Here is a 20896-nt window from a genome sequence, read left to right as displayed (position 1 = left end):
GCGGTGTCGGACGAGGGGCCGCCGGATGCCTGGGAGCCGCACGAACGCCGTCTCTGGGAGGCGTTCCGGCGGGGCGAGTGGTGCGACGACGTGCCGGAAGTGCGCGCCGAGGTCGTACGGTGGCTGCTCGTCGCCGCGCCCCGGCCGGTGCCGGGGAGCCTCGCCCGGCTGCGCCTGGCGGGAACGCGCATCACCGGGAGGCTCGATCTCGCCGAGGCGGACGTCCGGTGCGCGATCCGCCTGCGGTCCTGTCGGCTGGACGAGGTGCCCTGCTTCGACGGCGGGCACTTCAACGCCCTGGAGCTGAGGGACTGCGCGCTGCCCGGCCTCACGGCGGTGGGCACCCGGATCGATCGGGAATGCGTCCTCGCGGACAGCGTGATCGGCGGCACGCTCGATCTGCGGTCCCTGAGCGTGGGCACACGTCTGTCACTGAACCGCTCGCGGACGGCTGCTTCGGACGGGCGGCCCGCGATCGACGCCGAGTCGCTCTCCGTCGACGAGGGCTTCTCCGCTGTCGGCCTCGAATGCGCCGGACCGGTGCGGCTCACCAGCGCCCAGATCCGGGACGCGCTCACCCTGCGCGGCGCGCGGATCCGGGGCGCCGACGCCTGCCTCCAGGCAGCCGAACTCAGTGTGGGCGGCGGGCTCCACCTCGATCTCGGTTTCACCAGCGAGGGCGGCATCGACCTCTACGGCGCCTCGATCGGCGGAACCCTGCACCTGGAGGAGAGCACCCTCACCGGCACGGGCGAGGGACGCCGGGAGCCCGCGCTCCAGTTGCTGTGTGCCACGGTCGGCGGTGACATCCAGGCGGGCCGCGGGCTCGTGGTGCACGGATGTGTCGACCTGAGGGACACGACGGTGCGCGGCAGTGTCGTGCTGAAGCGGGCCCGGCTGCACCACCCGGACGGCACGGCGCTCACAGCCGAGCGCCTGCACGTCGGCGGCACCCTCAACTGCCGTGGCGGGTTCGTCGCGCAGGGCACCGTGGACCTCTGCGACGCCCGGATCGGCGGTTCGGTCCTCTTGGAGGGCGCGGATCTCACCGGCCTCGCGGGGCCGGCGCTGCGGGCCAACGGCATAGAGGTGGGGGCCGAGTTCAACTGCTGCGACGGGCTGACCGCGCACGGCCGGATCTCGCTCAGCAGCATCACCGTGCGAGCCAAACTCTGCTTCAAGGACGCCCTGTTCGACGTCCCGAGCGGCAGCACCGCGCTGACCTGCCGCCGCTCCACGGCCTCCGAGCTGGCGCTCCAGCCCCGCGAAGCCCCCGTGGGCACCGTCGACCTCAGGCACACCCGGGTCGGCGTGCTGCGGGACGACCCGGCGGGCTGGCCGCGGGCGCTGCTCCTCGAAGGCCTGGTGTACGACAGCGTCCACCCGACGCTGCCCGGCGGCGACCGGCTGCCCTGGCTGGACCGGGACCCCACCGGTTTCGCCCTGCAACCGTACGAGCAGCTGGCGGCCACCTACCGGCAGCACGGCCGGGACGCCGACGCCCGCACCGTGCTGCTGGCCGAGCAGCGCCGCATCCGCACCACGCTCATCTGGCCCGCCCGCCTCTGGAGCGTCGTGCAGGACCTCACGGTCGGCTACGGCTACCGGCCGGCCCGGGCGGCGTGGCTCCTGACCGCGCTGTTCGCGGCCGGCACCGCCGTCTTCGCCACCTGGCCGCCGCAGTTCACCGGTGACGGCGCGCGACCCGACTTCCAGCCCGCCATATACACCCTGGATCTGCTGCTGCCCGTCGTCGACTTCGGGCAGGAACCGGCGTTCACGGCCCGCGGCCCCGCGCAGTGGGCGGCCGTCGTGCTCGTCAGCGCGGGTTGGCTCCTCGCCACCACGGCCGCAGCAGGCGCGAACAGGGTCCTGCGCAGGAACTGACCCTGTTCACCCGGCGGTCCGGGCGGAGGCGCCCGGAGATGCCGAGCACGGTCGCGATCCGGCGCACCCGCTGAAGGACCGGCTGTCTCGGGGCCGCCGAGCGGAAGGACAGCACGACGGTGAGGGCCTTCACCAGCGTGATCTGGACGGCCGTGGTGGGCATGTCCGGGACCCCGCCTGGTTGATCACGCGGGTGCGCCATCCCATGGCGAAGGCGAGCGCCACGGCCGTGAGGGCCATGGAGTGTCCGGGGAGCTGCCCAGTGCCGCCGGCGGCGACGGCGTACAGGCCGGTGGCACACAGCACCGCCACCTCGGCGGTGAGCGCGATCACGAACCACCGCCGTCCCCCGCGGCCCGGCCGGGCGGCGGCGATCCCGGGTGCCTGCCCCAGGCCGAGAAACGTGATCGCGTCGATCGCGCCGGATGTCACGGTCAGGGTGCACAGTGCGATGCTCACGTGGATCTCGGCCCGTGACCGGTCGGCGTTCACCTCGTCAGCCTGCCGCAGGGCCGGGTGCGACGGCCGTGTGACACGCGGCCGGCACTCCGTCCGCCGGGCGGCGCGTCACAGCTCCCGTGGCGGGCGGCGCCAGACGCGGATGCCCACGGCCGCGACGAGCAGGACCGCGCAGCAGGCGAACACCATCCCGGCGTCGCGTACGCCCAGGGTCACGGCAAGGGCGCCCACCCCGACGACCGGCAGCGAGATCCCCACGTAGGCGACGACGAAGAACGCGGAGATGGTGGCGCCGCGGTGCTCCTGGGGGGCCGCGGAGCTCACCGCGGTCAGACCGGCGCGGAAGGCCATGCCCTGGCCCACACCGCCCGTCGCCGCCCCCACCAGCAGCACCGGCAGGGACGTCAGGAGCAGCGAGGCGCCGACGAGGAGGAGGCCGACGACCAGTACCAGGCAGCCCCACGTCAGGGCTCGGCGGGCACCGACGCGTCCCATGAGCAGCTGTCCGCAGGTGGAGGCGCAGAACAGGCAGAAGACGACGGCACCGATCGCCGCCAGGTTGCGCTCACCCAGCGTCTCGGCGAGGAAGGCGGGGGCCACGGCCGTGAACAGGCCGAGCAGGGAGAAACCCGCGAAGGCGGCGAGGGCACTGGACGGGAACACGCCCCGCACCTCGGGTGGCACCGTCATGCCCTGCGGCCGCAGCGCAGGCCGGGGGCCGGGGTGGCGTACGGTCTCGGGCAGCAGGCAGGTGACCGTCATGGCGACCGCCAGCAGCGCGAGATGGACGACGAAGGGCAGTTCGAGCGGCCAGGGCGCGTACTCGGCCAGGAAGCCGGAGAGCAGGGGGCCGAGGCCGAGGCCGCCCATGTTGGCCGCGGTCGCCGCCAGTCCGGCCCGTGCGCGCAGTCCCGGCGGTGCCAGGTCGAGGACGGTCGCAGTGGCCGTACCGCTCAACAGCCCCGCGGAGAAACCCGACAGCACCCGCCCCGTGTACAGCAGCGGCAGGCCGCCCTCGAACAGGAAGCAGAGCGCGCTGAGCGCGGACAGTCCTAGCGCGGACATCAGCACCGGGCGCCGTCCCAGCACGTCGGAGAAGCCGCCGGCGACCAGCAGTGCGGTGATGACGCCCACCGCGTAGACGGCGAACACCGCCGTCACGATCAGTTCGGAGAACCCGATCCGCTCCCGGTACAGCCCGTAGAGCGGCGTGGGCAGGGTGGTGCCCAGCATGCCGACGGCGAAGACGCCGGCCGCGGACTTGTACCCCGGCCGGCGCCTCCGTGGATGACGCTCGGCGTCACTTCTGACCACACCTCACCATAGGCATCCTGCCGTCCGGCGGCTCACTCGTGGTTCAGCGTTCCTCGCGGAACAGGACGTGCTTCCCGGCCGTGGGGTCGTACTTGCGCAGTACGAGCCGGTCGGGGTCGTTGAGACGGTTCTTGCGGGTCACGTAGGTGACGCCGGTCCCGGCCGTCGACTTCAGTCTGACGACGGGGCGCGCGGTGTTGCGGGCCATGAGGTCCTCCTTCGTTCACCACACGCTCGATCTTGATCCGAGCATGTCAGCAACAGGCTCAACCACCGGCTCCCGGGTGGAATTCCCGCCTTCTGGTTCGGCAGCGGTGTGATGTTTCGCACGGGAACGGAATGAACAGTTCCGAATGGGCAACGTTCCCTTTCATGCCCCGCGTGAACATCCCCCGGCAGGAGACTCCATGACGACGGCGACCACGGCGACCCGGACGCCGCCCGCCACCGCCGCCGCGACCGCCGGACCCGGTACGAAGATCCCACCGTCCACCGCGCCTGCCTCGATGACCTCGCTCCCCTCCCTCACCGGGCTGCGCTGGATGGCGGCGCTGCTGGTCTTCGGACTGCACGTGCACAACTTCGGCTACTTCGGCGGCACCGGCGGCCGCGTCATGACGTGGGCGTTCGGAGCCGGGGCCAGCGGAGTGTCCTTCTTCTTCGTGCTGTCCGGATTCGTACTGACGTGGTCCGCACGCCCGAACGACCGAGCGCTCGGCTTCTGGTGGCGGCGCATCGCCCGTGTCTACCCGGTGCACCTGGTCACCGTCGCGATCGCGCTGCTCATGACCTGCACGCCGGTCCACCTGGCGAGGCCGACGCTGCGCCAGGGACTGGCCGATGTGCTGCTGGTGCACTCGTGGTGGCGCCCGTGGTGGCAGACCCTGAACCCGGTCAGCTGGTCCCTCGCCTGCGAAGCCTTCTTCTACGCCGCCTTCCCGCTGCTGGCCCTCCTGCTGCGCCGTCTCGGCGCCCGGGGATCGGCGGCCCTCGCCGGGGCATCGGCACTGGCGGTACTGGCACTCGCCCACACCGAGTCGCACCACTGGTTCAGCCAGCCGATCAGTTCCTTCCCCGCCGCCCGTCTGCCCGAGTTCGTCCTCGGCGCCGCGACCGCCCGTCTGGTGCTGCTCGGCCGGTGGCGTGGGCCCGGTCTGGAGGCCTCGCTCGCGCTGGCGATCATCGGCTACTTCTTCGTCCCGCAGGTCACCCCCGGGTACCAGGCCACCGTCTGCACCATCATCGGCTTCGCCCTGCTCATCCCGGCGGCAGCCGTCGCCGACGTGCAGGGCCTGCCGTCGCTGTGGCGGCACCGACGGCTGGTCCGGCTGGGCGAACTGTCCTTCGCCTTCTACATGGTCCATCTCCTGGTGATCCGGACCGGCACCGTCCTCCTCGGCAAGTCCCCGCGGTTCGGCCTGCCGACGGCCCTCACCGTCACCGTCGTCGCGTTCACCGTGTCCCTCGGACTGTCCTGGGTCCTGTACGAGGCGGTGGAACGCCCCGCGCGACGGCTGCTCCTGCGCAAGTCCCGTTCCGCCGCGGCCCGGAAACCGGCGACGGACACCCGGTCACCGGTCGCAGCGACCGCGACGACCGCGACGACCGCGACGACCGCGACGACCGCGACGACCGACTGAATCACCCGGTCGGACCACTCAACGGCGTCCATGCCCCTGGCCCAGACGTGCCAGTACGGCACGGGCCATGACGTCCTCACCCTTGGCGTTCGGATGCGCGGGTGCGGCGGGCGAGGCCGGCTGGAGCGGTTCGATCCAGCGGTCCTCGGGCGCCTTGCACATGTCGTGGCCGCGCGTGGGGCCGTAGGTGTCGACGTACTCGACGTGGTTCCACGCGGCCACCATGCGCAGCATCAGGTTCAGCCGTTTGCCGGTGTCCCGCAGGTAGGGGAAGTCCTGCGCCCCGAACGGTACGGAGGGGAAGCAGCCACTGCCGTCGTCGGGGAGGAGGTCCGGGTAGCCGACGACGAGCACCCGCGCGTGCGGGGCCCTGGCCCGCACGGCCCGCAGCACACGGTCGATCTTCGGGGCGGTCCGCACGATGGTCACGGCCAGCTGGTCGACCCCCGAGGAGCCGTAGTAGCGCTCGCACGGGTCCCCCGTCGGATCCTGGGAGCCGAGGCGGGCGCAGGTCTGGATGATCGAGCCGAAGCCGATGTCGTTGCCGCCGATCTGGACCGTGACCAGGTCGGTGTCCCGCCGCAGCGCGTTCAGCTGCGGGGCGTTGGAACCCTGCGGCTTCCACATCTCCTCGGTGGTCGCCCCGCTGCAACTGACGTCCTTGAACGCCGTCACGTGTCGCTCCGCCGCCACGACCGAGGGGTAATTGTGGTCGGAGCGCGCGCAGTCCGCGTCCACCTGCCGCGGGATGAGCGGACCCGAGGTGTAGGAGTCGCCGAGCGACACGTACCGCGTGTCGCGGCCGTGCCCGCCGACTCCGTTCGCGGCGGCGGGCGTTGTGGAGGCGGCGACGAGAGCGCACCCGCCCAGTGCCGCCCCCAGTGCCACCGTCCGCCGCCGTCGCGCCGCTCCGCCCGGATACCTGCCGTCCGCCATCGGATTCCTCCCCCTGGTGCCTTCGCACGTTCGACGGGGCTTGTATACCGTCGGGTACGTCCGCGAAGCCAGGGGCGGGGACCGACTATCGGGTTCCGGTCAGCGGGTCAGCTCACTTTCGGGCCACCACGCGCAAGGTCCGTACCGAGGGGTCGGCCGCGTCGGGGATCAGTACGCCGTGTTCGACGCCGCTGCGCAGATAGTCGAGGACCGCGTCGGTGATCACCTCGCCGGGGGCCACAGCGGGCACTCCCGGCGGGTACGGGCTGATCATCTCCGCGGAGATCCGGCCCGCGGCCCGCTCCGCGGGCACGTGGTCGACCTCGGCGAAGAATGCCTCGCGCGGCAGCATGGCCTGCTCCAGCTCCAGAGCGGAGGGCTCGGGCAGATGGACCGGTGGCCGCCGTTCGATGGAGCCGGCTCCTTCGACGAGGGCACGCAGGGCGTCCAGCAGGACCTTCTCGGTCTCGTCGTCGTCGGCGTGGGTGATGGAGGCGCTGATGCGGCAGGTGTCGGAGCCGCCCACGTCGACGTGCCGCTGGGTCCGCAGCCACTCGGCCGCCTGCATGCCGCTGACACCGAGCCCGCGTACGTCGATCACGATCTTCAGCGGGTCGAACTCGGCGGCGAGCCCCGCGTCCAGGACCTCCCGGCCCATGGGCCGCAGGCCCGGCAGCTCCGCGGCGGCGGTGCGGATCCGCTCCGCCCGGTGCAGTGCGCTCTCCAGGAGTTCGTGCCCGTGCTCGACCATCTGGCGGCGCCAGCCGTCGAGAGTGGCGAAGACCAGGGTGGAGGCGCTGGTGGTGCCGAGCAGGTCCTCCCGCTGCTTGAGGGCCTCCGGCGACACCCGGTCGTACTGGAGGTGGAAGACGGAACTCTGCTCGATCGCGCCGCCCATCTTGTGGACGCTGGTGACCACCAGGTCGGCCTCGGCGTCCATGCCCCAGGCCGGCAGCCGGGGGTGGAACGGCAGGTGCGCGCCCCAGGCCTCGTCGACGATGAGCGGCACGTCGAACTCGTGGCACACCCGGGCCACGCCCTGGATGTCGGCGCACGTGCCCCAGTCGGTCGGCGTGATCAGCAGCATGCCCTTGGCGTCCGGATGTTCCCGGAGGCGGCGGCGTACGTCGTCGGGCTCCGGCGGGTGGGCGATATGACGCTCCGTGTCGAACTTGGGGTGCACCCAGATCGGCTCGACCCCGTTGACGACGACGGCCGCGATCACGGACTTGTGGGCGTTGCGGGACAACAGCAGTTTCTCGCCGGGTCCCGCCACGGCCAGCATGGCTGTCTTGATCGACAGTGAACTGCCGCAGGTAGGTGCAGTACCGGGTGGCCTTCCACGGCCGGGCCGCCCATCCCACGGGCAACCCCACCGAGGGCATCGACGCGCTGGCCGCCCTGATCGAGCTGTTCAACGTGCTGGCCGTACTGGGCCGGCGCCTGCCGGAGGCCTCGCACGTGCAGGGCATCGTCACGCACGGCGGCACGGCCACGAACATCGTTCCCGAGTACGCGGAGGGGCAGTTCGGGCTGCGGGCGGCCACCAGCCGGGCCCTGGACGACCTGATCGGGCAGCTGCGCGAGTGCGCCGAGGGGGTCGCGCGCGCCACCGGTACACGGGCCGAGGTGGAGCGGGCCACGGTCCGCTACGACCATTTCCGGGACAGCGACGTGCTGTCGGAACGGTTCGCCCGGCACCTGTCCCGGGCGGGGATCACGCTCACTCCGCCCGTACCCGGGGTGTATCTGGGCTCCTCGGACATCGGCAACGTCAGCACACGGGTGCCCGCCATCCACCCCTTCGTCGCGATCATGGACGAGGACGGCTCGGACCACACCGTCGAGTTCGCCGAGGCCGCCGCCTCGGCGCGGGCCCGGGAGGTGCTGCTCGCCGCGACGGAGGCACTGGCCTGCACGGCCGCGGACCTCGTGCTGTGCCCGGAGCTGGGCGAGGAGGCATGGGCCCGGCACCGCTCGGCCGCGGCAGCCGGAGGGTGAGGCCGGTCGTCGCCGGTCGCTCGGGCCGGCCGGTGCTCAGCCGGAGCAGGGCCCGGACCACTCCGTCTCGGGCAGGTGCTTCTCCGACCAGACGGCCAGTTCCTTCAAGGCCGGCTCAAGAGCCGAGCCCGCCTCGGTCAACCGGTACGAGACGCGCAGCGGCGGGCCCTCGTCCACCTCGCGTACGACGAGTCCGGCGGCGCCGAGTTCGGTCAGCCGGTCGGAGAGCATGCGCTCGCTGAGGCCCGGGATGGCACGGCGCAGGTCGGAGAAGTGCACCGGGTGCTCCATCAGCACCGCGACGATCATGCCGGTCCAGCGTTTGCCGAGCAGTGAGAACACACGCGTGATCGAGCTGTCGACCTTCTTGCAGGGCTCTGCGGCGTGCTCCCTCATGGACCCAGTCTACTATGACCTTCACTGGAGCTGAAAAAAAGTAAGCACCTGTGTTATTACTAGGTACGCACGGAACGGCCGCCCGGTTTCGTTCCCTTCGGCACGCCTTTTTTGGAGATCACGATGGCAACGCTGCTGCACCTGGACTCGTCCCTCTGGCCCGAGGCCGCTTCCGCCTCCCGCTCCGTCACGGCCGCCTTCCGCAAGGCGTGGGAGGAGCAGCACCCCGGCGGGACCGTGATCCACCACGACCTGAACGCCCACCCGGTCCCGCACCTCGACGCCCTGACCGCGTCCGCCGGTTTCGCCGACCCGGCCGATCACACCCCTGAGCAGGCGGCGGCCTTCGCGGAGCGGCTGAAGCTGATCGAGGAGCTGGAGAACGCGGACGCCGTGCTCATCGGCGCCCCGATGTACAACTTCACGATCCCGTCGACGCTGAAGGCGTGGCTCGACCAGGTGATCCTCGTGGGCCGCACGGCGATGGTCGAGGAGTCCCCCATCAAGGGCACCCCGGTGTACATCGTGGCCAGCCGCGGCGGTTCCTACGCTCCCGGCACCCCGCGCGAGGGCTACGAGTACGTCCAGAACCTGCTGGGCGCCGTCCTCGGCGACATGCTGGGCATGGAGGTCGACTTCATCGTCCCCGAGCTGACCCTGGCGCACTCCAACCCGGCGATGGCGGAACTGGTCCCGCTCGCCGAGGCCTCCAAGGCCCAGGCGCACGAGGACGCCGTCACCAAGGGCAAGGCCGCCGCGCTGAAGGCAGCCGCCTGATCCGCACGGGCCGGGTGGCCGGCGGCTCCTCGTCGGCCACCGCCCGGTCACCGGCCTCACCCCTCAGGGCACGTCGCCGTGCCAGTCGTAACGGGTGCCGTCCTGCGGCCGGGGTGCGTACAGGGTGCGGCCGCCCGGGCCGTAGCGGCCTATTTCCGTCATGAGCGCCACCGGCTCGCCCGGCTTCCGCCCGGGGCCGTCGGTGACGTCGAGCAGGAGACCGTCCAGCGGCCCACCGACGAGTTGGACATAGGCGTGGTCGGGCCGGGGGCCGGCGTCGTCGTGGTCGGCCCCGTACACCCGGCCGCGCATGAACTCCTGCTCATCCATGCCGGGCAGCCTCGCATCCGCCACTGACAACCACCCGGCGGACGGGGCGGTACTACCTCGCCGGGGCGGCCTCGGGGGACGGGCCCGGGCGGGCGACGGCCTGGTCGAGCGCCTCCCAGGCCCGTCGCACCGTGTCCACGACCCGCTGCGGCGCCGACGCCACCGGTTCCTCGGGCCGGCCTGACGACCGCCACCACCGCAGCACGGCCCGCTCCACCTGCGGCAGCGCCCGCTGTCCGGTCACCGCGAGCGTGATGGCCACGACCACACCCGTCCAGCCGAGCGGGCCGAGCGGGGTGCAGCCGAAGAGGTGGCTGACACCAGGGGTCTGGACCAGCGCCACGAGGGCCGCCGCGGAGCCGAGGGCCGTGAACCGGACCAGCGGGCTGTCCCGGCGGTCCGCGAGGGTCTGGGCCAGCTGGGTACCGACCACGGCGCACAGGGCCATGGTGGTGGAGCGGCGGGCCGTGCCCACGGTGAAGCGGCCGATCAGCCAGGCGGTGGTCGCGCCCAGGCAGGTGGTCAGGGCGCGGTGCCGGATCTGTCGCATCAGCGGCCTGCCGAGCAGCGACGTGACGAGCTGCTCGTCGGGTGCCGCCGCCGGATCCTCTTCCCGGTCCTCCTCGTGCGGGGTGACCGCCACGGCCATCGCCGGGAACAGGTCGGTGAAGAGGTTCACCAGCAGCATCTGGCGGGTGGAGAGCGGTGCCGCGCCGGCCAGCAGGGTGCCGAGGATGCCGAAGCCCACCTCGCCGGCGTTGCCGCCGATCAGGATGGCGATGGCGTCGGCGACGCAGCGCCACAGCGCCCGGCCCTCGGCCACCGCATCGGTCAGCACGGCCAGATCACCGTAGGTCAGGACGATGTCGGCGGCGTTGCGCGCCGCGGCCGAGCCGCGGGCCTTGATGCCGACGCCGATGTCGGCGGCGCGGATCGCCGCGGCGTCGTTGGCGCCGTCGCCGACCATGCCCACCACCCGGCCTGCGTCCCGCAGCGCCTCGATGACCAGGAGCTTCTGCTCGGGCGCGACCCGGGCCACGACATCCGCGTCCCGCAGGATCCGGGCCCGCCGCGAACGGTCGGCGTCGGCCAGCTCGTCGCCGGTGACGACCGCGGTGTCCGCGGGCCAGCCCAGCTCGATCGCGATCGCCCGGGCGGTCTGCGGGTGGTCGCCGGTGAGCATGACCGGCCGCACGCCGGTCTGCCGCAGCTCCTGTACCAGCGCGCGGGAGTTCTCCCTGGGCACGTCGGACAGCGCCAGCAGACCCGTGAAGCGGAGCCCCTCCAGCGCCTGGTCGAGGGCGTCCGCGTCGTCCTCGTCCGCCGCCAGCGGTCGGTGGCCCACCGCCAGGACCCGCAGCGCCTCGCCGGTCAGCGCCTGCGCCGCCTCCGAGGCCTCGGGGGGCAGGTCGGCGCAGGCCGGCAGCACGGTCTCCGGCGCGCCCTTGACCACCAGCACCCGGGGCCCGTCCGCGCACCGGCCCACGGCCGCGGCGTAACCACGACCGGTTTCGAATGGGCGGCCCTCGGTCTGCACCCAGTCCGGGTCGGGCCCGGCCGCGTCCAGCACCGCCTCGTCGGTGGCGTGGGCGGGCTTGTCCTCCCCGTCACCGTTCACGCGGGGACAGGCCCGCGCGGCGACCCGTACGGTCTCGGCGGACCGAGGGCTCGCGACCGTACGGACCGTGCCCCGGGCGTCGGCCACCCGCACCAGGCGCAGCCGGTTCTCGGTGAGCGTGCCCGTCTTGTCGAAGCAGAGCGTGTCCATGCGGCCCAGCGCCTCCAGCGTGCGCGGGGTGCGGACCAGGACACCGTGCCGGCTGAGCCGGCGGGCGGCGGCGAGCTGGGCGACCGTGGCCACCAGCGGCAGCCCCTCGGGGACGGCCGCGACGGCCACCGCGACCCCGCCGCTGACCGCCCGGCGGATCGGGGCGCCGCGCAGCAGGGACAGCCCCGTCACCGCGGCCCCGCCCGCGAGTGTCAGGGGCAGCGCCTTGCGGGTGATCTCCTGGAGCCTGGCCTGGACCCCGCCGGCCGGTGGCTTGCGGGCCGCGAGGTGGACGGCGCGGGCCGCCTCGGTGCGGTCACCGGTGTGGACCACGACCGCCTGGGCGTGTCCGGCGACCACGGTCGTGCCTTCGAAGACCATGGACCGGCGGTCGGCGACGGCGGCGCGCGGGGTGGGCTCGGTGTGCTTGTCGACCGGCAGTGACTCGCCGGTCAGCGCCGACTCGTCCACCTCCAGCCCGTCCTCCCACACCAGACGGGCGTCGGCGGGTACGACGTCGTCGGCGGTGAGCTCGATGGTGTCGCCCGGGCGCAGTTCGGCGGCGTCCACGATCCGCGCCTCGTCCGACGACGGGGCCTCCTGCTCTTCCCGCGGCTCTTCCCGGGACTCTTCCGGCGGCTCCTCCGGGGGCCGCTGCGCGGGGCGGCTCAGGCGCGCCTTCTGCTGCTGTTCGGCCAGCAGTCCGGACAGCGCGCGCTCCGCCCGCAGCCGCTGGACACCGCCGATCGTGGCGTTCAGATCGAGCGCCCCCACGACCAGCATGGCGTCCACGGCGGAGCCGAGGATCGCCGAGGCCGCGGAGCCGACCGCGAGCACCGGGGTGAGCGGATCGTCCAGTTCGCCCTTCACGGCCCGGCCGAGCTGCACCGCCCAGCGCGCCGGGGCGGACGCGGGGCCGATCACGGGGTGCTCGCGGGCGGCTTCCGCGAGGCCGCGCACCCGGCCGGTCGTCCGCTCGACGGAGGTGGGCCGCGCCGCGATCTCCCGCGCCAGCCGCTCGTGGACCTCCTCGACCTCCAGGGCGTGCCATGCGATGCGCGGCCGGGGATGCGGAGCCGGGGCCGTGCCCACGCGGAAGGCCGCGCGCGCTCCGCTCAGCAGCGCGGCCGCGGCGCCCACGTCGACCGGCGCGTGCCGCAGGCCGGGCAGCGGCGACCCCTTGGGCTTGCGGGACTCGCCGACGGCCACCAGCAGACCCGACAGGACGGCACCGGAGCGGGCCAGGGTCTGCGACCTGCGGCCCACCGCCCGGGCGGCCGGGACGGCGGTCAGCAGCCGCCAGACATCGGTCAGACCGTGCGCGGCCAGGACGTCCGCACCCCAGACGACGGCCCCGTCGCGGTCGGTGAGGGCGACGGCCACATCGCCGCCGAGCAGTCCGGCGAGCACGTCGGTCTCATGGATCGAGGTGGGCCGGGCGACCGTGATGACGGTGTCGCCCCGCTCGCGCAGCTCGCGCACCACCTCGTCCCACGGCCGGTCGCCCTCGACCACCCGGTCGGCGAGTCCGCCGAGGTCGCTCAGGGCCGGGTCCTCGGTCATCACCACGTTCAGCCTGGCGTGCCGCGCCGCGTCGAGCACGGCCTCGCCCCACGGGTCGGGGCCGCCGTCCGGTCCGCGCAGCGCCCCGGCGTGCAGTACGAGGGTGTCCGCGGTCTCCAGCTCCCGCAGCCGCGCGGTCTCCCGCACCAGCACGCCCCGCCGGGCCAGGGTGCCGCTGAGCACGGCGTGGAAGGCGCCGGGGCCGTAGCGGGCGGCCTTGGGCGAGCCGGCCAGCACCGCCTCGGCCGCCTCGTTGACGTCGTGTTTGACCAGTTCGGTCACCACGGCTCCGAGGACGCTGCCGATGGAGGCGTGGGCGGCGTACTCCTGGTACGGGGCGGTCCGCAGCGGTGGGCGCGGGCAGTGACCGGCGGGCACGCTCACCCGGCCGGGCCCGGACAGCAGGTCGTGATCGGCGTCGAACGCCGCCGCGCGCGCCACACGTTCCGCGAGCTGGCAGGAGCGCAGCGTTCCGTCGAGCACCAGCGCGGTCGGCGAGCGGTCGGCGGCGTGGGTGGCCGCGTTGGCGGCGGCGAGCACCAGATCCATCCGCGCGAGACCGACACGGTCCGCCAGCCAGGCGCGGAAGCGCGGGTTCTCGCGCAGCAGCGTGACCCCGGCGGTCACCGCACGCGCGGAGCGGGGCAGCGGCAGCGAAGAGGCGGTGAACCCGACGACGGCGCCGACGACGTCGACCGCCAGGGTCGCCGCCGCGAGCCGTACGCCGTGCGGGTCACCGGGGTGGGAGAACTCCTCCGGCTCGTCCTCCACGAAGACCAGGCCATGGCGTTCGGCGAGCCCCTCGGCGTGTTCGACCACCCCGTCGGTGAGCGCCTCCTCGCTCGCGGTGACGACCAGACGTCCCAGCCCGCCGTCCCAGTACGCGAGTACCACGTCGGGGTGTTCGGCCAGTGCCCCGGCCACCTTCTCGGCCGCCCGGGCCACCGTGCGGGCCCGCGCGGGGTCGGCCGGACGCAGCGCGAGGTGGGCCCGCGTGCCCGACCGCCACTGGCCGGTCCGGCCCGGCATGGCGTTCCGTACGACCCGTGCGACCCGTGCGACCCGCACCGTGGTGTCGGCGCCGCGCACACCCGCCCGCGCGGTCGCCGTGGCGGCTCCCGCGACCAGGCCCGCCACGGGCGCGGCCCCGCTTGCCAGCAGCCGGGATCCGGCCGCTGCGAGCCCGGCCGCTTTCGAGGGACGCATCACTCCCGCTAGCCGCATCTCGCTCCCTCAGTCACTGGTCCCATTCTGGCCCCCGAGTTCCCGCGTCGCCTGGTCATCACATCCGGGCTGGTGAATGGTCGACGTTTACGTCCCTTGCGGGCGGTCACCCGACGTGGTGACCCCCGACGTCGAGTGCGACTGGGAGTGAGCAAGGTGGCTGGAGAGCAGAAGGCCAAGGCCAAGATGGAGCAGGCCAAGGGCAAGGCGAAGGAAGCCGTCGGCCGGGCCACGGACGACGAGGGCCTGGCGGCCGAGGGCCGGACCAAGAAGTCGAAGGGCGACCTGCGTCAGGCGAAGGAGAAGGCCAAGGACGCCTTCAAGCGCTGAGCGGTCCTGCGCACCGGTCGAGGCCCCCGTTCATGGAGCGGGGGCCTCGCCGTACGCCGTGCGGATGTCGGTGTCCCAGTCGAGCAGCCGTGCCAGTTCGTCGTCCCCGGGACGGGGTGCGGGGCGTCCTCGGACGGTGCCGGAGACGGCGTGGGTGCTGCGGGACAGCTGTCCGCTGACGGTGATGTTGTGCTCCACGCGCGGGCGGCGGCACGTCTCGTAGAGGGAGAACGCGGTCCGCGTATCGGGCGTGTCGCGCAGTGACTTGGCGAGGACGACGGCGTCCTCCAGGGCCATCGACGCTCCCTGCCCCGTGGCCGGGGAGGCGGCGTGGGCGGCGTCGCCGATGATCAGGGACCGTCCCGCGTGCCAGGCGGTGCCGAGCGGCATCTCGGTGGCGTTGGTGACCATGACGCGGCCGGTGGAGGCCGCGACGATGTCCGCGGCGGGCGTGGCGTCCTCGCGCAGCAGCGGGACGAGCCGGTCACGCCAGGCTGCCGGCGTGGCGTGGGCGAGTTCGTCGGCGGGCAGCGGTTCGCCGGCGACACGGGCGAACCAGTACGTCTCCCCCTCGGGCGAGACCGCGTAGCCGAAGGCGGCCTCGGTGCCGCGCACCATGGTGATGTGGCCGGTGCCGTCGTCCGACGGCCCGCCGTCGGTGTAGCCGTAGAACACACGCTGCCCCGCGTAACCGGGGCGCATGCCTGGGGCGATCAGCCGGCGAACGGTCGAGTTCAGCCCGTCCGCGCCGATGAGCAGGTCGCCCGTCACCGTACTGCCGTCGGAGAAGCGCGCGGTGACCCCGTCCGGGCCGTCGTCCACCGAGAGCAGCCGGGTGCCGTGGTGCAGGGCGATGCCCCGGCGTACGGCCTCGGCCTGGAGGGCGGCGTTCAACTCGCCTCGGCGCAGACACCGGTAGCTCAGGGCCGGATCGTCGGCCTCGCCCATGGGCGCGCGCGCCGACTCGACGCCCTGGCTGTCCAGTAAGCGCATCGAGGTCAGCGGAAACCCGATCGCCGTGACGGCGTCCGTTGCGTCGAGCTGTGCCAGGGCGCGCATGCCGTTGCTCGCCAGGGTCAGGAACGCCCCGATGTCCTCGGCCGTGTCGGGGTGCGCCTCGAACACGGCGACTTGCAGCCCCGCCTTGTGCAGGGCCAGCGCGACCGCGGTGCCCGCGATCCCACCGCCGATCACCAGGACTCGTGTCATGTCCAACTCCCTGTCAGTCGGGGACCGATCAGCCTCCCGTGCGGCGCGCGTGATTCGCCACCGCGCGCTTACGTCCAGGGCCGCGGTCCCGTGGTGTCGTGCCACGCCAGCAGGGACTGTCCGTCCACGCAGACGATCCCGCACAGTCCGGCGTACTCGGCCGCCGGCGCGGTGAAGTCACTGGTGGTGACGACGATCGCGACGTCGGCCTCGTGGACGGTGAAGCAGGTGCCGCCGAAGCGCTGGAGTTCCTCCGAGCCGACCCGGTGGGCGTCGCCGTACCGTTTGCACTGGATGACGGCGCGCCGGCCGTCCGGGGTCACGGCCAGGATGTCGGCACCGAGGTCCCCGGCTCCGCCGACGACCTCCACCTGTGAGCATCCGTCCCGTTCGCACAGGGCGGCTATCGCCTGTTCGAACTCGTCGGCGTCCAGGGCGTCGTAGTCCACGACGCCGTACTCCACGGCGCCGCCTTCGCCGTGCGGCGGCTCCAGCGCCTCCACAGCCGTGCGTGTCGCCGCGTCGAGGGCGGCGGCGGCCCGGTGCGCGGCCTGCCGGGCGGTCCACCGGCGCCGCCCGCGTCGCAGTGCCACCGCGCAGGCCGCGGCGAGGAGGCACAGGAGAGCGATCCAGACCGGCCGGCGTTCGAAGGCGGCCGCCACCGCGCGGGCGGTGAGGCCGAGGACGCACAGGAGAAGGGCGAGAAGGCCGAAGTAGAGCGCCGTAGCGCGCAGGCTGAACGGGCGTCGGCGGGTGTTCCGGGGCAGGCGGCGTGTGGGCGTGGTCACGGCGGCGAGGCTCCCCCCTCTGACGGATGTGAAGATCACCTCTACCGTCTGCCCAAGATCACGCCGTTCAGCGGGACCGCGCCGCTCGCCGGGTTCAGGAGTCCAGGTCGTCGGCGAAGTGCCGGAACCCGTGCCGGTCCTGGTGCAGGGACCACAGGACGTCAGCGAGCACGCCCGGGTCCTTGCGAGGGTGACCGGGGACGATCGCACCGGGGACGATCAGCTGTGCGACGTGGATTCCCTCGGCGGCGAGTCTGTCGTGCAGCAGATGGCCGTACGCACTCTCCGCGGCGAACGCGATCGACGTGCCCGCCCGTTCGGGGTGCGGGACGACGGCGGTGCCGCCGTTGACGAACAGGATCGTGCCGCGGCCCAGGCCACGCATGCCGGGCAGCACCTGCTGGACGGCGGCGACCGGACCGTAGACCGAGAACTCGACCGGGCCGATCAGGTCGGTGTGCGTGGTCGCCAGCACGGGACGCATGAAGTCCCGGTGCGGGACGGGGCTGTACTGGAGGACCTCGATCGGGCCGACGGCCGCGGCGGCCGCCTCCAGAGCGGCCGCGAGGGCCCGCGGGTCGCGCACGTCGGCGGCGAAACCGCGCGCCCCGACCCCGTCGGCGGCGAGTTCACCGGCGAGGGTGTCCAGACGGCCCTGGTCCCGGGCGACCAGCGCGACGTCGTACCCCTCCCGCCCGAACCGGCGCGCGACGGCCGCTCCCAGGCCCGGGCCGGCTCCGACGACGGCGAGCGCGGTCATGAGGCGGCCGTCGGCGTGGAACGACGGGGAGTCACAGTCACCGGTTCGCCTCCCGATCCGCGTACGGGTCTCCGTACGGCTGGTGCCGAGGGGCCCGGTACGGCTTCCGTGGGCGGGCCCGCTGCGCCAACCGTAAGCTCGCGGTGGGCCCCCCGGCATCCGTGAAGTGCGCCGAGTAGTCTGCCGCCTGGTACATGTGAGCGGCCAGGGGGGCGTGTGCGCGAGCGGGGTGCGCTGGGGCGTGGGATGCGCGTCGGCATGGTGATGGCGGGCGTGCCGGCCCTTCCGTGGGCGGCGCTCACGCTGGTGGTGGCGGTGGTGGAGTTCGCGACCGGCGGGGACACCGGGTTCGCCACCCGTGATCTCCGGTACTGCGGGCTGCTCGTCGCGGGCAGCGCGGTGGCCGGGGTGTTCATGGGCTCGGTCCTCGGCGGCGGGCTGGCCCTCGTGTCCCGCTTCGTCGTCCGGCCCTGGCCGCTGGCCTTCGTGGGCGCGCTGCTCGGCGGTCTGGCCTTCGTCTCCGAGTTCGCGGTCGTCGCCGTGGGCACGGACGGGGGCTACGCGGAGATCGCGGTGACCTTCCTGGCGTGGCCGGTGATGACGGGGGTGGCCGCCGCGCACAGCTCGGACATCGCGGGGCTGACCCGGACATGGGGGTGGCTGTGGGGCCGTGGCATCGGCCGACGGCGCGGTGTGTGCGGGCATGGTGTGCCCGAGCATCTAGGATGATCCCGATGACGAGTCCCGAGCAGCTTTCCGAGCGACCGCCCGTACGGCGGTCCTGGGCGCTGCTCGTGCTCGCGGTGCTGGCCGGCCTCATGGCCATGCACGCCCTGGCCCCCGGCGGCGGCCTCCACGACGACCACGCCCGGATGCGGTACTCGACGGTCGCGGTGGTGTCGCACGACGGCTGTGCAGGCGACGACTGCGGCGGAGGCCACCTGCGGCACGCCGACTCCGTCTGCCAGGCGGCCGCGGTGAGCGGCGGACCGGTGCTGCCCGCCCTCGTGCCCGACCCGGTGGCCGTCCCCGATCACGCCGAAGCCGTGCGCTCGCACGCGGTCCGGACTCCCGACGGCGCCCGCGCCCCGCCCTCCCTGGCCGAACTCCAGCTGCTGCGGATCTAGACACCGCCCGCACCGCGCCGACCGCCCGACGACAACCGGGCACGGCGCGCCCCGGCATGCCCAGATCCCTTACGCACCACAGGAGTTCCCTCATGCGCAACACCCGTACCCGCGCCCGCCGTGCCGCCCTCGCGGCCACGGCCGTCACCGCCGCCCTCGTCCTCGCCGCCTGCGGCAACGACGGCGACACCACCGGCAGCGGCCACCAGGACCACGGTTCCACCTCACCGAAGGCGAGCGCCACCGCCACGGCGGGCGCCCACAACGTCCAGGACGTCTCCTTCGCCCAGGGCATGATCCCCCACCACCAGCAGGCCCTGGAGATGGCCCGGCTCGCCGCCGGCCGGGCGTCCTCCGCCAAGGTCAAGGACCTCGCCGCGCGCATCGAGAAGGCCCAGGACCCGGAGATCAGGGCCATGAGCGGCTGGCTGAAGTCCTGGGACGAGAAGGTGCCGGCGTCCGGCGGCTCGATGGGCTCGATGCCGGGCATGGACCACTCCGCCCACGCCGGCGGTTCCGGCATGTCCGGGATGATGGACGACAAGGAGATGGAGAAGCTGAAGAAGGCGTCCGGCGCCGGCTTCGACACCATGTTCCTGACCATGATGGTCGAGCACCACCGAGGCGCCGTCGAGATGGCCACGACCGAGAAGACCAAGGGCCGGTACGGTCCCGCCACGGCCATGGCCGACGACATCGTCACCGGGCAGACCGCCGAGATCACCGAGATGAACAAGCTCCTCGGCAAGGGCTGACGTCCCCGGCGGAGGGGGCCGGCGGTCGCGCCGTCCCCCTCCGCCACGGGCCCCGTGCCCCCACCTGGGCGGATCGGGGAACCGGCCCTCCCGAAGCGGCTACGCTTGGGTCGCCGCAGCGCCTACACCCCTGCACACGTGGTGAGTTGACGCGAGCGGCGGTCAAGATGTCGTACGGCAAGAGGGTGGGACCACAGGTGCTGGCAGCGGGCCGATACCGGTTGCAGGACGCGATCGGGCGAGGCGCCATGGGGGAGGTCTGGCGGGCCTTCGACGAGATACTCGGCAGACCCGTGGCGGTGAAGTTGCTGCTGCCCCAGAGCACCGACCCCACCGCCACTTCCCGCTTCCACCTGGAGGCGCAGACCGCCGGCTCCCTCAACCACCCGAACGTGGTCGGCGTACTCGACTTCGGTGAGCACGAGCGCGGTCTGTTCCTGGTGATGGAACTGGTCCAGGGCGACAGCCTCGCCCGGCTGCTCGCCACCTCCGGGCCGCTGCCCGCCGCACACGTCGCCCGTATGGCCGCCGAGGCCGCCGCCGGGCTCGCCGCCGCCCACCGGCAGGGCATCGTGCACCGCGACATCAAGCCCGCCAACCTCCTGCTGGACGCCGACGGCACGCTGAAGATCGGCGACTTCGGTATCGCCCGCTTCTTCGACGACCCCGGTGCCGCGCTCACCGCCACCGGGCAGATCGTCGGCACCAGCCTCTACCTCGCACCGGAACGCGCCCTGGGCAAGCCCGCCGGGCCGGCCTCCGACGTGTACTCCCTGGGCTGTGTGCTCTACCAGCTCCTCACCGGCCGGCCGCCCTTCCAGGGGGACAGCGCCCTGATGATCCTGCACCAGCACCTGGACGCCACTCCGGTGCCGCCCCGCGGACTCGGCGCCGAACTGCCGCCGGCCTTCGAGAACTACCTGCTCGGACTCCTCGCCAAGCGGCCCGAGGACCGGCCCTCGGCCGAGGAGGTGGCGGACTGGTTCGGGCGTGGCGCCTGGCGCGGGACGGCGCAGCCCCTGCCGCAGGAACTGCCCGGCCAGAACCTCGGGGTCACCGCCGGGGGCCCGCTGCGGCCGCAGGTCCCCGCCGCGCGGGCCGCTGCACCGGCCACGCGGACTGCCGGCACCCGTGTGCCCGCCGCCTCCACCACGGGCCTGACCGGCCCGACGGCGGACACGGAATGGCGTACGTCGGTGCACCGGGCCGCCGCGCAGCGCTCCCGCCCGTCCTTCCTGCGCCGCTCCCGTGTGCTCGTCCTGCTGGGCTGCACCGCCCTGTTCGTCGCCGCCCTGCTCGCCGGCATGGCCTGGTCCTCGCCGTCCGGCCCCGCGGGGGGCGGAGAAGCCGACCCGTCGGCGAGCGCGCCGCCCACCGCACCGTCCTCGGCGACCACCGCTTCGCCGTCCCCCGAGCAGGCCGCCGCGGAGCAGCACGCGGAACCGGCGGACGGCCCCCGGGCGGCCCCCAAGAAGGCGGGCGGACACGGGGGCAAGGGCAGGCACTGACCCCAGGAGACCCGATGGGCCCCTCGCGGGAGAGCCGCTCGGAGACGAGGTGTGTCGACCGGCGCATCGGGGGGACCATGGAAGGCAAGGCGTCTTCCGGCGCAGGCGGGCCGCCCTCCGGACC

19 protein-coding genes and 1 pseudogene are annotated in these 20896 nt (G+C 73.5%); 9 read left to right on the top strand and 11 right to left on the bottom strand.

Features of this window, described 5'->3' with window-relative positions; genetic code table 11:
* The first annotated feature begins 3 nt into the window (after positions 1 to 3).
* The gene (locus ACFY01_RS36610) at positions 4 to 1887 is read left to right on the top strand and encodes a hypothetical protein (RefSeq protein WP_390740076.1); all 1884 of its coding nucleotides are present in this window, start codon (positions 4 to 6) and stop codon (positions 1885 to 1887) included.
* A 129-nt stretch (positions 1888 to 2016) separates the two neighbouring features.
* Here the strand turns inward: ACFY01_RS36610 and ACFY01_RS36605 are convergent, their stop codons facing one another.
* From ACFY01_RS36605 to rpmG, 3 genes are all read right to left on the bottom strand, one after another.
* Positions 2017 to 2379: a hypothetical protein gene (locus tag ACFY01_RS36605; RefSeq protein WP_390740075.1), complete on the bottom strand. Its 363-nt coding sequence runs from the start codon at positions 2377 to 2379 to the stop codon at positions 2017 to 2019.
* A gap of 75 nt (positions 2380 to 2454) precedes the next feature.
* Complete coding sequence (locus ACFY01_RS36600) at positions 2455 to 3660, bottom strand: MFS transporter (protein ID WP_390740074.1); 1206 nt, start codon at positions 3658 to 3660, stop codon at positions 2455 to 2457.
* A 43-nt stretch (positions 3661 to 3703) separates the two neighbouring features.
* Positions 3704 to 3868, bottom strand: a complete 165-nt coding sequence (rpmG, locus tag ACFY01_RS36595; protein ID WP_361807056.1) for a 50S ribosomal protein L33 — start codon at positions 3866 to 3868, stop codon at positions 3704 to 3706.
* 199 nt (positions 3869 to 4067) lie between these two features.
* Here rpmG and ACFY01_RS36590 point away from each other — a divergent pair, with 199 nt between their 5' ends.
* Positions 4068 to 5300 carry an acyltransferase family protein gene (locus tag ACFY01_RS36590; RefSeq protein ID WP_390740073.1) on the top strand — a complete coding sequence of 411 codons (1233 nt, stop codon included), beginning with the start codon at positions 4068 to 4070 and terminating at the stop codon, positions 5298 to 5300.
* An 18-nt stretch (positions 5301 to 5318) separates the two neighbouring features.
* Here the strand turns inward: ACFY01_RS36590 and ACFY01_RS36585 are convergent, their stop codons facing one another.
* Both ACFY01_RS36585 and ACFY01_RS36580 read right to left on the bottom strand, forming a co-directional pair.
* Positions 5319 to 6236, bottom strand: a complete 918-nt coding sequence (locus ACFY01_RS36585; protein WP_390740072.1) for an SGNH/GDSL hydrolase family protein — start codon at positions 6234 to 6236, stop codon at positions 5319 to 5321.
* 112 nt (positions 6237 to 6348) lie between these two features.
* On the bottom strand, positions 6349 to 7539 hold the full coding sequence (locus ACFY01_RS36580; RefSeq protein WP_390740152.1) for an aminotransferase class I/II-fold pyridoxal phosphate-dependent enzyme: 1191 nt from the start codon (positions 7537 to 7539) through the stop codon (positions 6349 to 6351).
* A 17-nt stretch (positions 7540 to 7556) separates the two neighbouring features.
* Here ACFY01_RS36580 and ACFY01_RS36575 point away from each other — a divergent pair.
* Positions 7557 to 8237: pseudogene (locus ACFY01_RS36575) on the top strand (peptidase dimerization domain-containing protein); the annotation flags it as partial.
* A 36-nt stretch (positions 8238 to 8273) separates the two neighbouring features.
* Here ACFY01_RS36575 and ACFY01_RS36570 read toward each other — a convergent pair.
* Positions 8274 to 8633 carry a winged helix-turn-helix transcriptional regulator gene (locus tag ACFY01_RS36570; protein WP_390740071.1) on the bottom strand — a complete coding sequence of 120 codons (360 nt, stop codon included), beginning with the start codon at positions 8631 to 8633 and terminating at the stop codon, positions 8274 to 8276.
* A gap of 123 nt (positions 8634 to 8756) precedes the next feature.
* Between ACFY01_RS36570 and ACFY01_RS36565 the strand changes: the two genes are divergently transcribed.
* Positions 8757 to 9410 carry an FMN-dependent NADH-azoreductase gene (locus tag ACFY01_RS36565; protein WP_390740070.1) on the top strand — a complete coding sequence of 218 codons (654 nt, stop codon included), beginning with the start codon at positions 8757 to 8759 and terminating at the stop codon, positions 9408 to 9410.
* A gap of 63 nt (positions 9411 to 9473) precedes the next feature.
* Here ACFY01_RS36565 and ACFY01_RS36560 read toward each other — a convergent pair whose 3' ends face one another.
* Both ACFY01_RS36560 and ACFY01_RS36555 read right to left on the bottom strand, forming a co-directional pair.
* Entirely contained in the window at positions 9474 to 9740 is a 267-nt protein-coding gene (locus ACFY01_RS36560) for a hypothetical protein (protein ID WP_390740069.1), read from the bottom strand.
* A gap of 52 nt (positions 9741 to 9792) precedes the next feature.
* Positions 9793 to 14295 (bottom strand): HAD-IC family P-type ATPase, encoded by a 4503-nt coding sequence (locus tag ACFY01_RS36555; protein ID WP_390740068.1) that lies wholly within the window; start codon positions 14293 to 14295, stop codon positions 9793 to 9795.
* A 156-nt stretch (positions 14296 to 14451) separates the two neighbouring features.
* Here ACFY01_RS36555 and ACFY01_RS36550 point away from each other — a divergent pair, with 156 nt between their 5' ends.
* Positions 14452 to 14625 (top strand): CsbD family protein, encoded by a 174-nt coding sequence (locus ACFY01_RS36550; protein WP_390740067.1) that lies wholly within the window; start codon positions 14452 to 14454, stop codon positions 14623 to 14625.
* Between the two features lie 30 nt (positions 14626 to 14655).
* Here the strand turns inward: ACFY01_RS36550 and ACFY01_RS36545 are convergent, their stop codons facing one another.
* The 3 genes from ACFY01_RS36545 to ACFY01_RS36535 all read right to left on the bottom strand — a co-directional run bounded on the left by ACFY01_RS36545 (position 14656) and on the right by ACFY01_RS36535 (position 17382).
* A complete protein-coding gene (locus tag ACFY01_RS36545) occupies positions 14656 to 15834 on the bottom strand; it encodes an FAD-dependent oxidoreductase (RefSeq protein WP_390740066.1) in 1179 nt (392 codons plus the stop codon).
* 68 nt (positions 15835 to 15902) lie between these two features.
* Complete coding sequence (locus ACFY01_RS36540) at positions 15903 to 16622, bottom strand: restriction endonuclease (RefSeq protein ID WP_390740065.1); 720 nt, start codon at positions 16620 to 16622, stop codon at positions 15903 to 15905.
* Positions 16623 to 16716: 94 nt separating this feature from the next.
* Positions 16717 to 17382, bottom strand: a complete 666-nt coding sequence (locus ACFY01_RS36535) for an SDR family NAD(P)-dependent oxidoreductase (protein WP_390740064.1) — start codon at positions 17380 to 17382, stop codon at positions 16717 to 16719.
* Positions 17383 to 17598: 216 nt separating this feature from the next.
* On the opposite strand from ACFY01_RS36535, the gene ACFY01_RS36530 reads away from it, so the two are divergent.
* The 4 genes from ACFY01_RS36530 to ACFY01_RS36515 all read left to right on the top strand — a co-directional run bounded on the left by ACFY01_RS36530 (position 17599) and on the right by ACFY01_RS36515 (position 20772).
* Positions 17599 to 18111: a hypothetical protein gene (locus ACFY01_RS36530; RefSeq protein ID WP_390740063.1), complete on the top strand. Its 513-nt coding sequence runs from the start codon at positions 17599 to 17601 to the stop codon at positions 18109 to 18111.
* 5 nt (positions 18112 to 18116) lie between these two features.
* A complete protein-coding gene (locus ACFY01_RS36525) occupies positions 18117 to 18509 on the top strand; it encodes a DUF6153 family protein (protein WP_390740062.1) in 393 nt (130 codons plus the stop codon).
* A gap of 92 nt (positions 18510 to 18601) precedes the next feature.
* On the top strand, positions 18602 to 19264 hold the full coding sequence (locus ACFY01_RS36520; protein ID WP_390740061.1) for a DUF305 domain-containing protein: 663 nt from the start codon (positions 18602 to 18604) through the stop codon (positions 19262 to 19264).
* Positions 19265 to 19461: 197 nt separating this feature from the next.
* Entirely contained in the window at positions 19462 to 20772 is a 1311-nt protein-coding gene (locus ACFY01_RS36515) for a serine/threonine-protein kinase (RefSeq protein WP_390740151.1), read from the top strand.
* The last annotated feature ends 124 nt before the right edge of the window (positions 20773 to 20896 follow it).

Origin of the sequence: Streptomyces sp. NPDC001480, from assembly GCF_042894725.1 — a bacterium.
Lineage (GTDB): Bacteria > Actinomycetota > Actinomycetes > Streptomycetales > Streptomycetaceae > Streptomyces.
The sequence above is the reverse complement of the archived record's forward strand: the minus strand, read 5'-3'. Positions and strand labels throughout refer to the sequence as shown.

Excerpts from the sequence above, each read along its gene's own strand:
- ACFY01_RS36535 (WP_390740064.1), bottom strand. The coding sequence starts at position 17,382 with ATGACCGCGCTCGCCGTCGTCGGAGCCGGCCCGGGCCTGGGAGCGGCC.
- ACFY01_RS36560 (WP_390740069.1), bottom strand. The coding sequence starts at position 9,740 with ATGGATGAGCAGGAGTTCATGCGCGGCCGGGTGTACGGGGCCGACCAC.
- ACFY01_RS36585 (WP_390740072.1), bottom strand. The coding sequence starts at position 6,236 with ATGGCGGACGGCAGGTATCCGGGCGGAGCGGCGCGACGGCGGCGGACG.
- ACFY01_RS36555 (WP_390740068.1), bottom strand. The coding sequence starts at position 14,295 with ATGCGGCTAGCGGGAGTGATGCGTCCCTCGAAAGCGGCCGGGCTCGCA.
- ACFY01_RS36570 (WP_390740071.1), bottom strand. The coding sequence starts at position 8,633 with ATGAGGGAGCACGCCGCAGAGCCCTGCAAGAAGGTCGACAGCTCGATC.
- ACFY01_RS36565 (WP_390740070.1), top strand. The coding sequence starts at position 8,757 with ATGGCAACGCTGCTGCACCTGGACTCGTCCCTCTGGCCCGAGGCCGCT.
- rpmG (WP_361807056.1), bottom strand. The coding sequence starts at position 3,868 with ATGGCCCGCAACACCGCGCGCCCCGTCGTCAGACTGAAGTCGACGGCC.
- ACFY01_RS36520 (WP_390740061.1), top strand. The coding sequence starts at position 18,602 with ATGCGCAACACCCGTACCCGCGCCCGCCGTGCCGCCCTCGCGGCCACG.
- ACFY01_RS36590 (WP_390740073.1), top strand. The coding sequence starts at position 4,068 with ATGACGACGGCGACCACGGCGACCCGGACGCCGCCCGCCACCGCCGCC.
- ACFY01_RS36545 (WP_390740066.1), bottom strand. The coding sequence starts at position 15,834 with ATGACACGAGTCCTGGTGATCGGCGGTGGGATCGCGGGCACCGCGGTC.
- ACFY01_RS36525 (WP_390740062.1), top strand. The coding sequence starts at position 18,117 with ATGACGAGTCCCGAGCAGCTTTCCGAGCGACCGCCCGTACGGCGGTCC.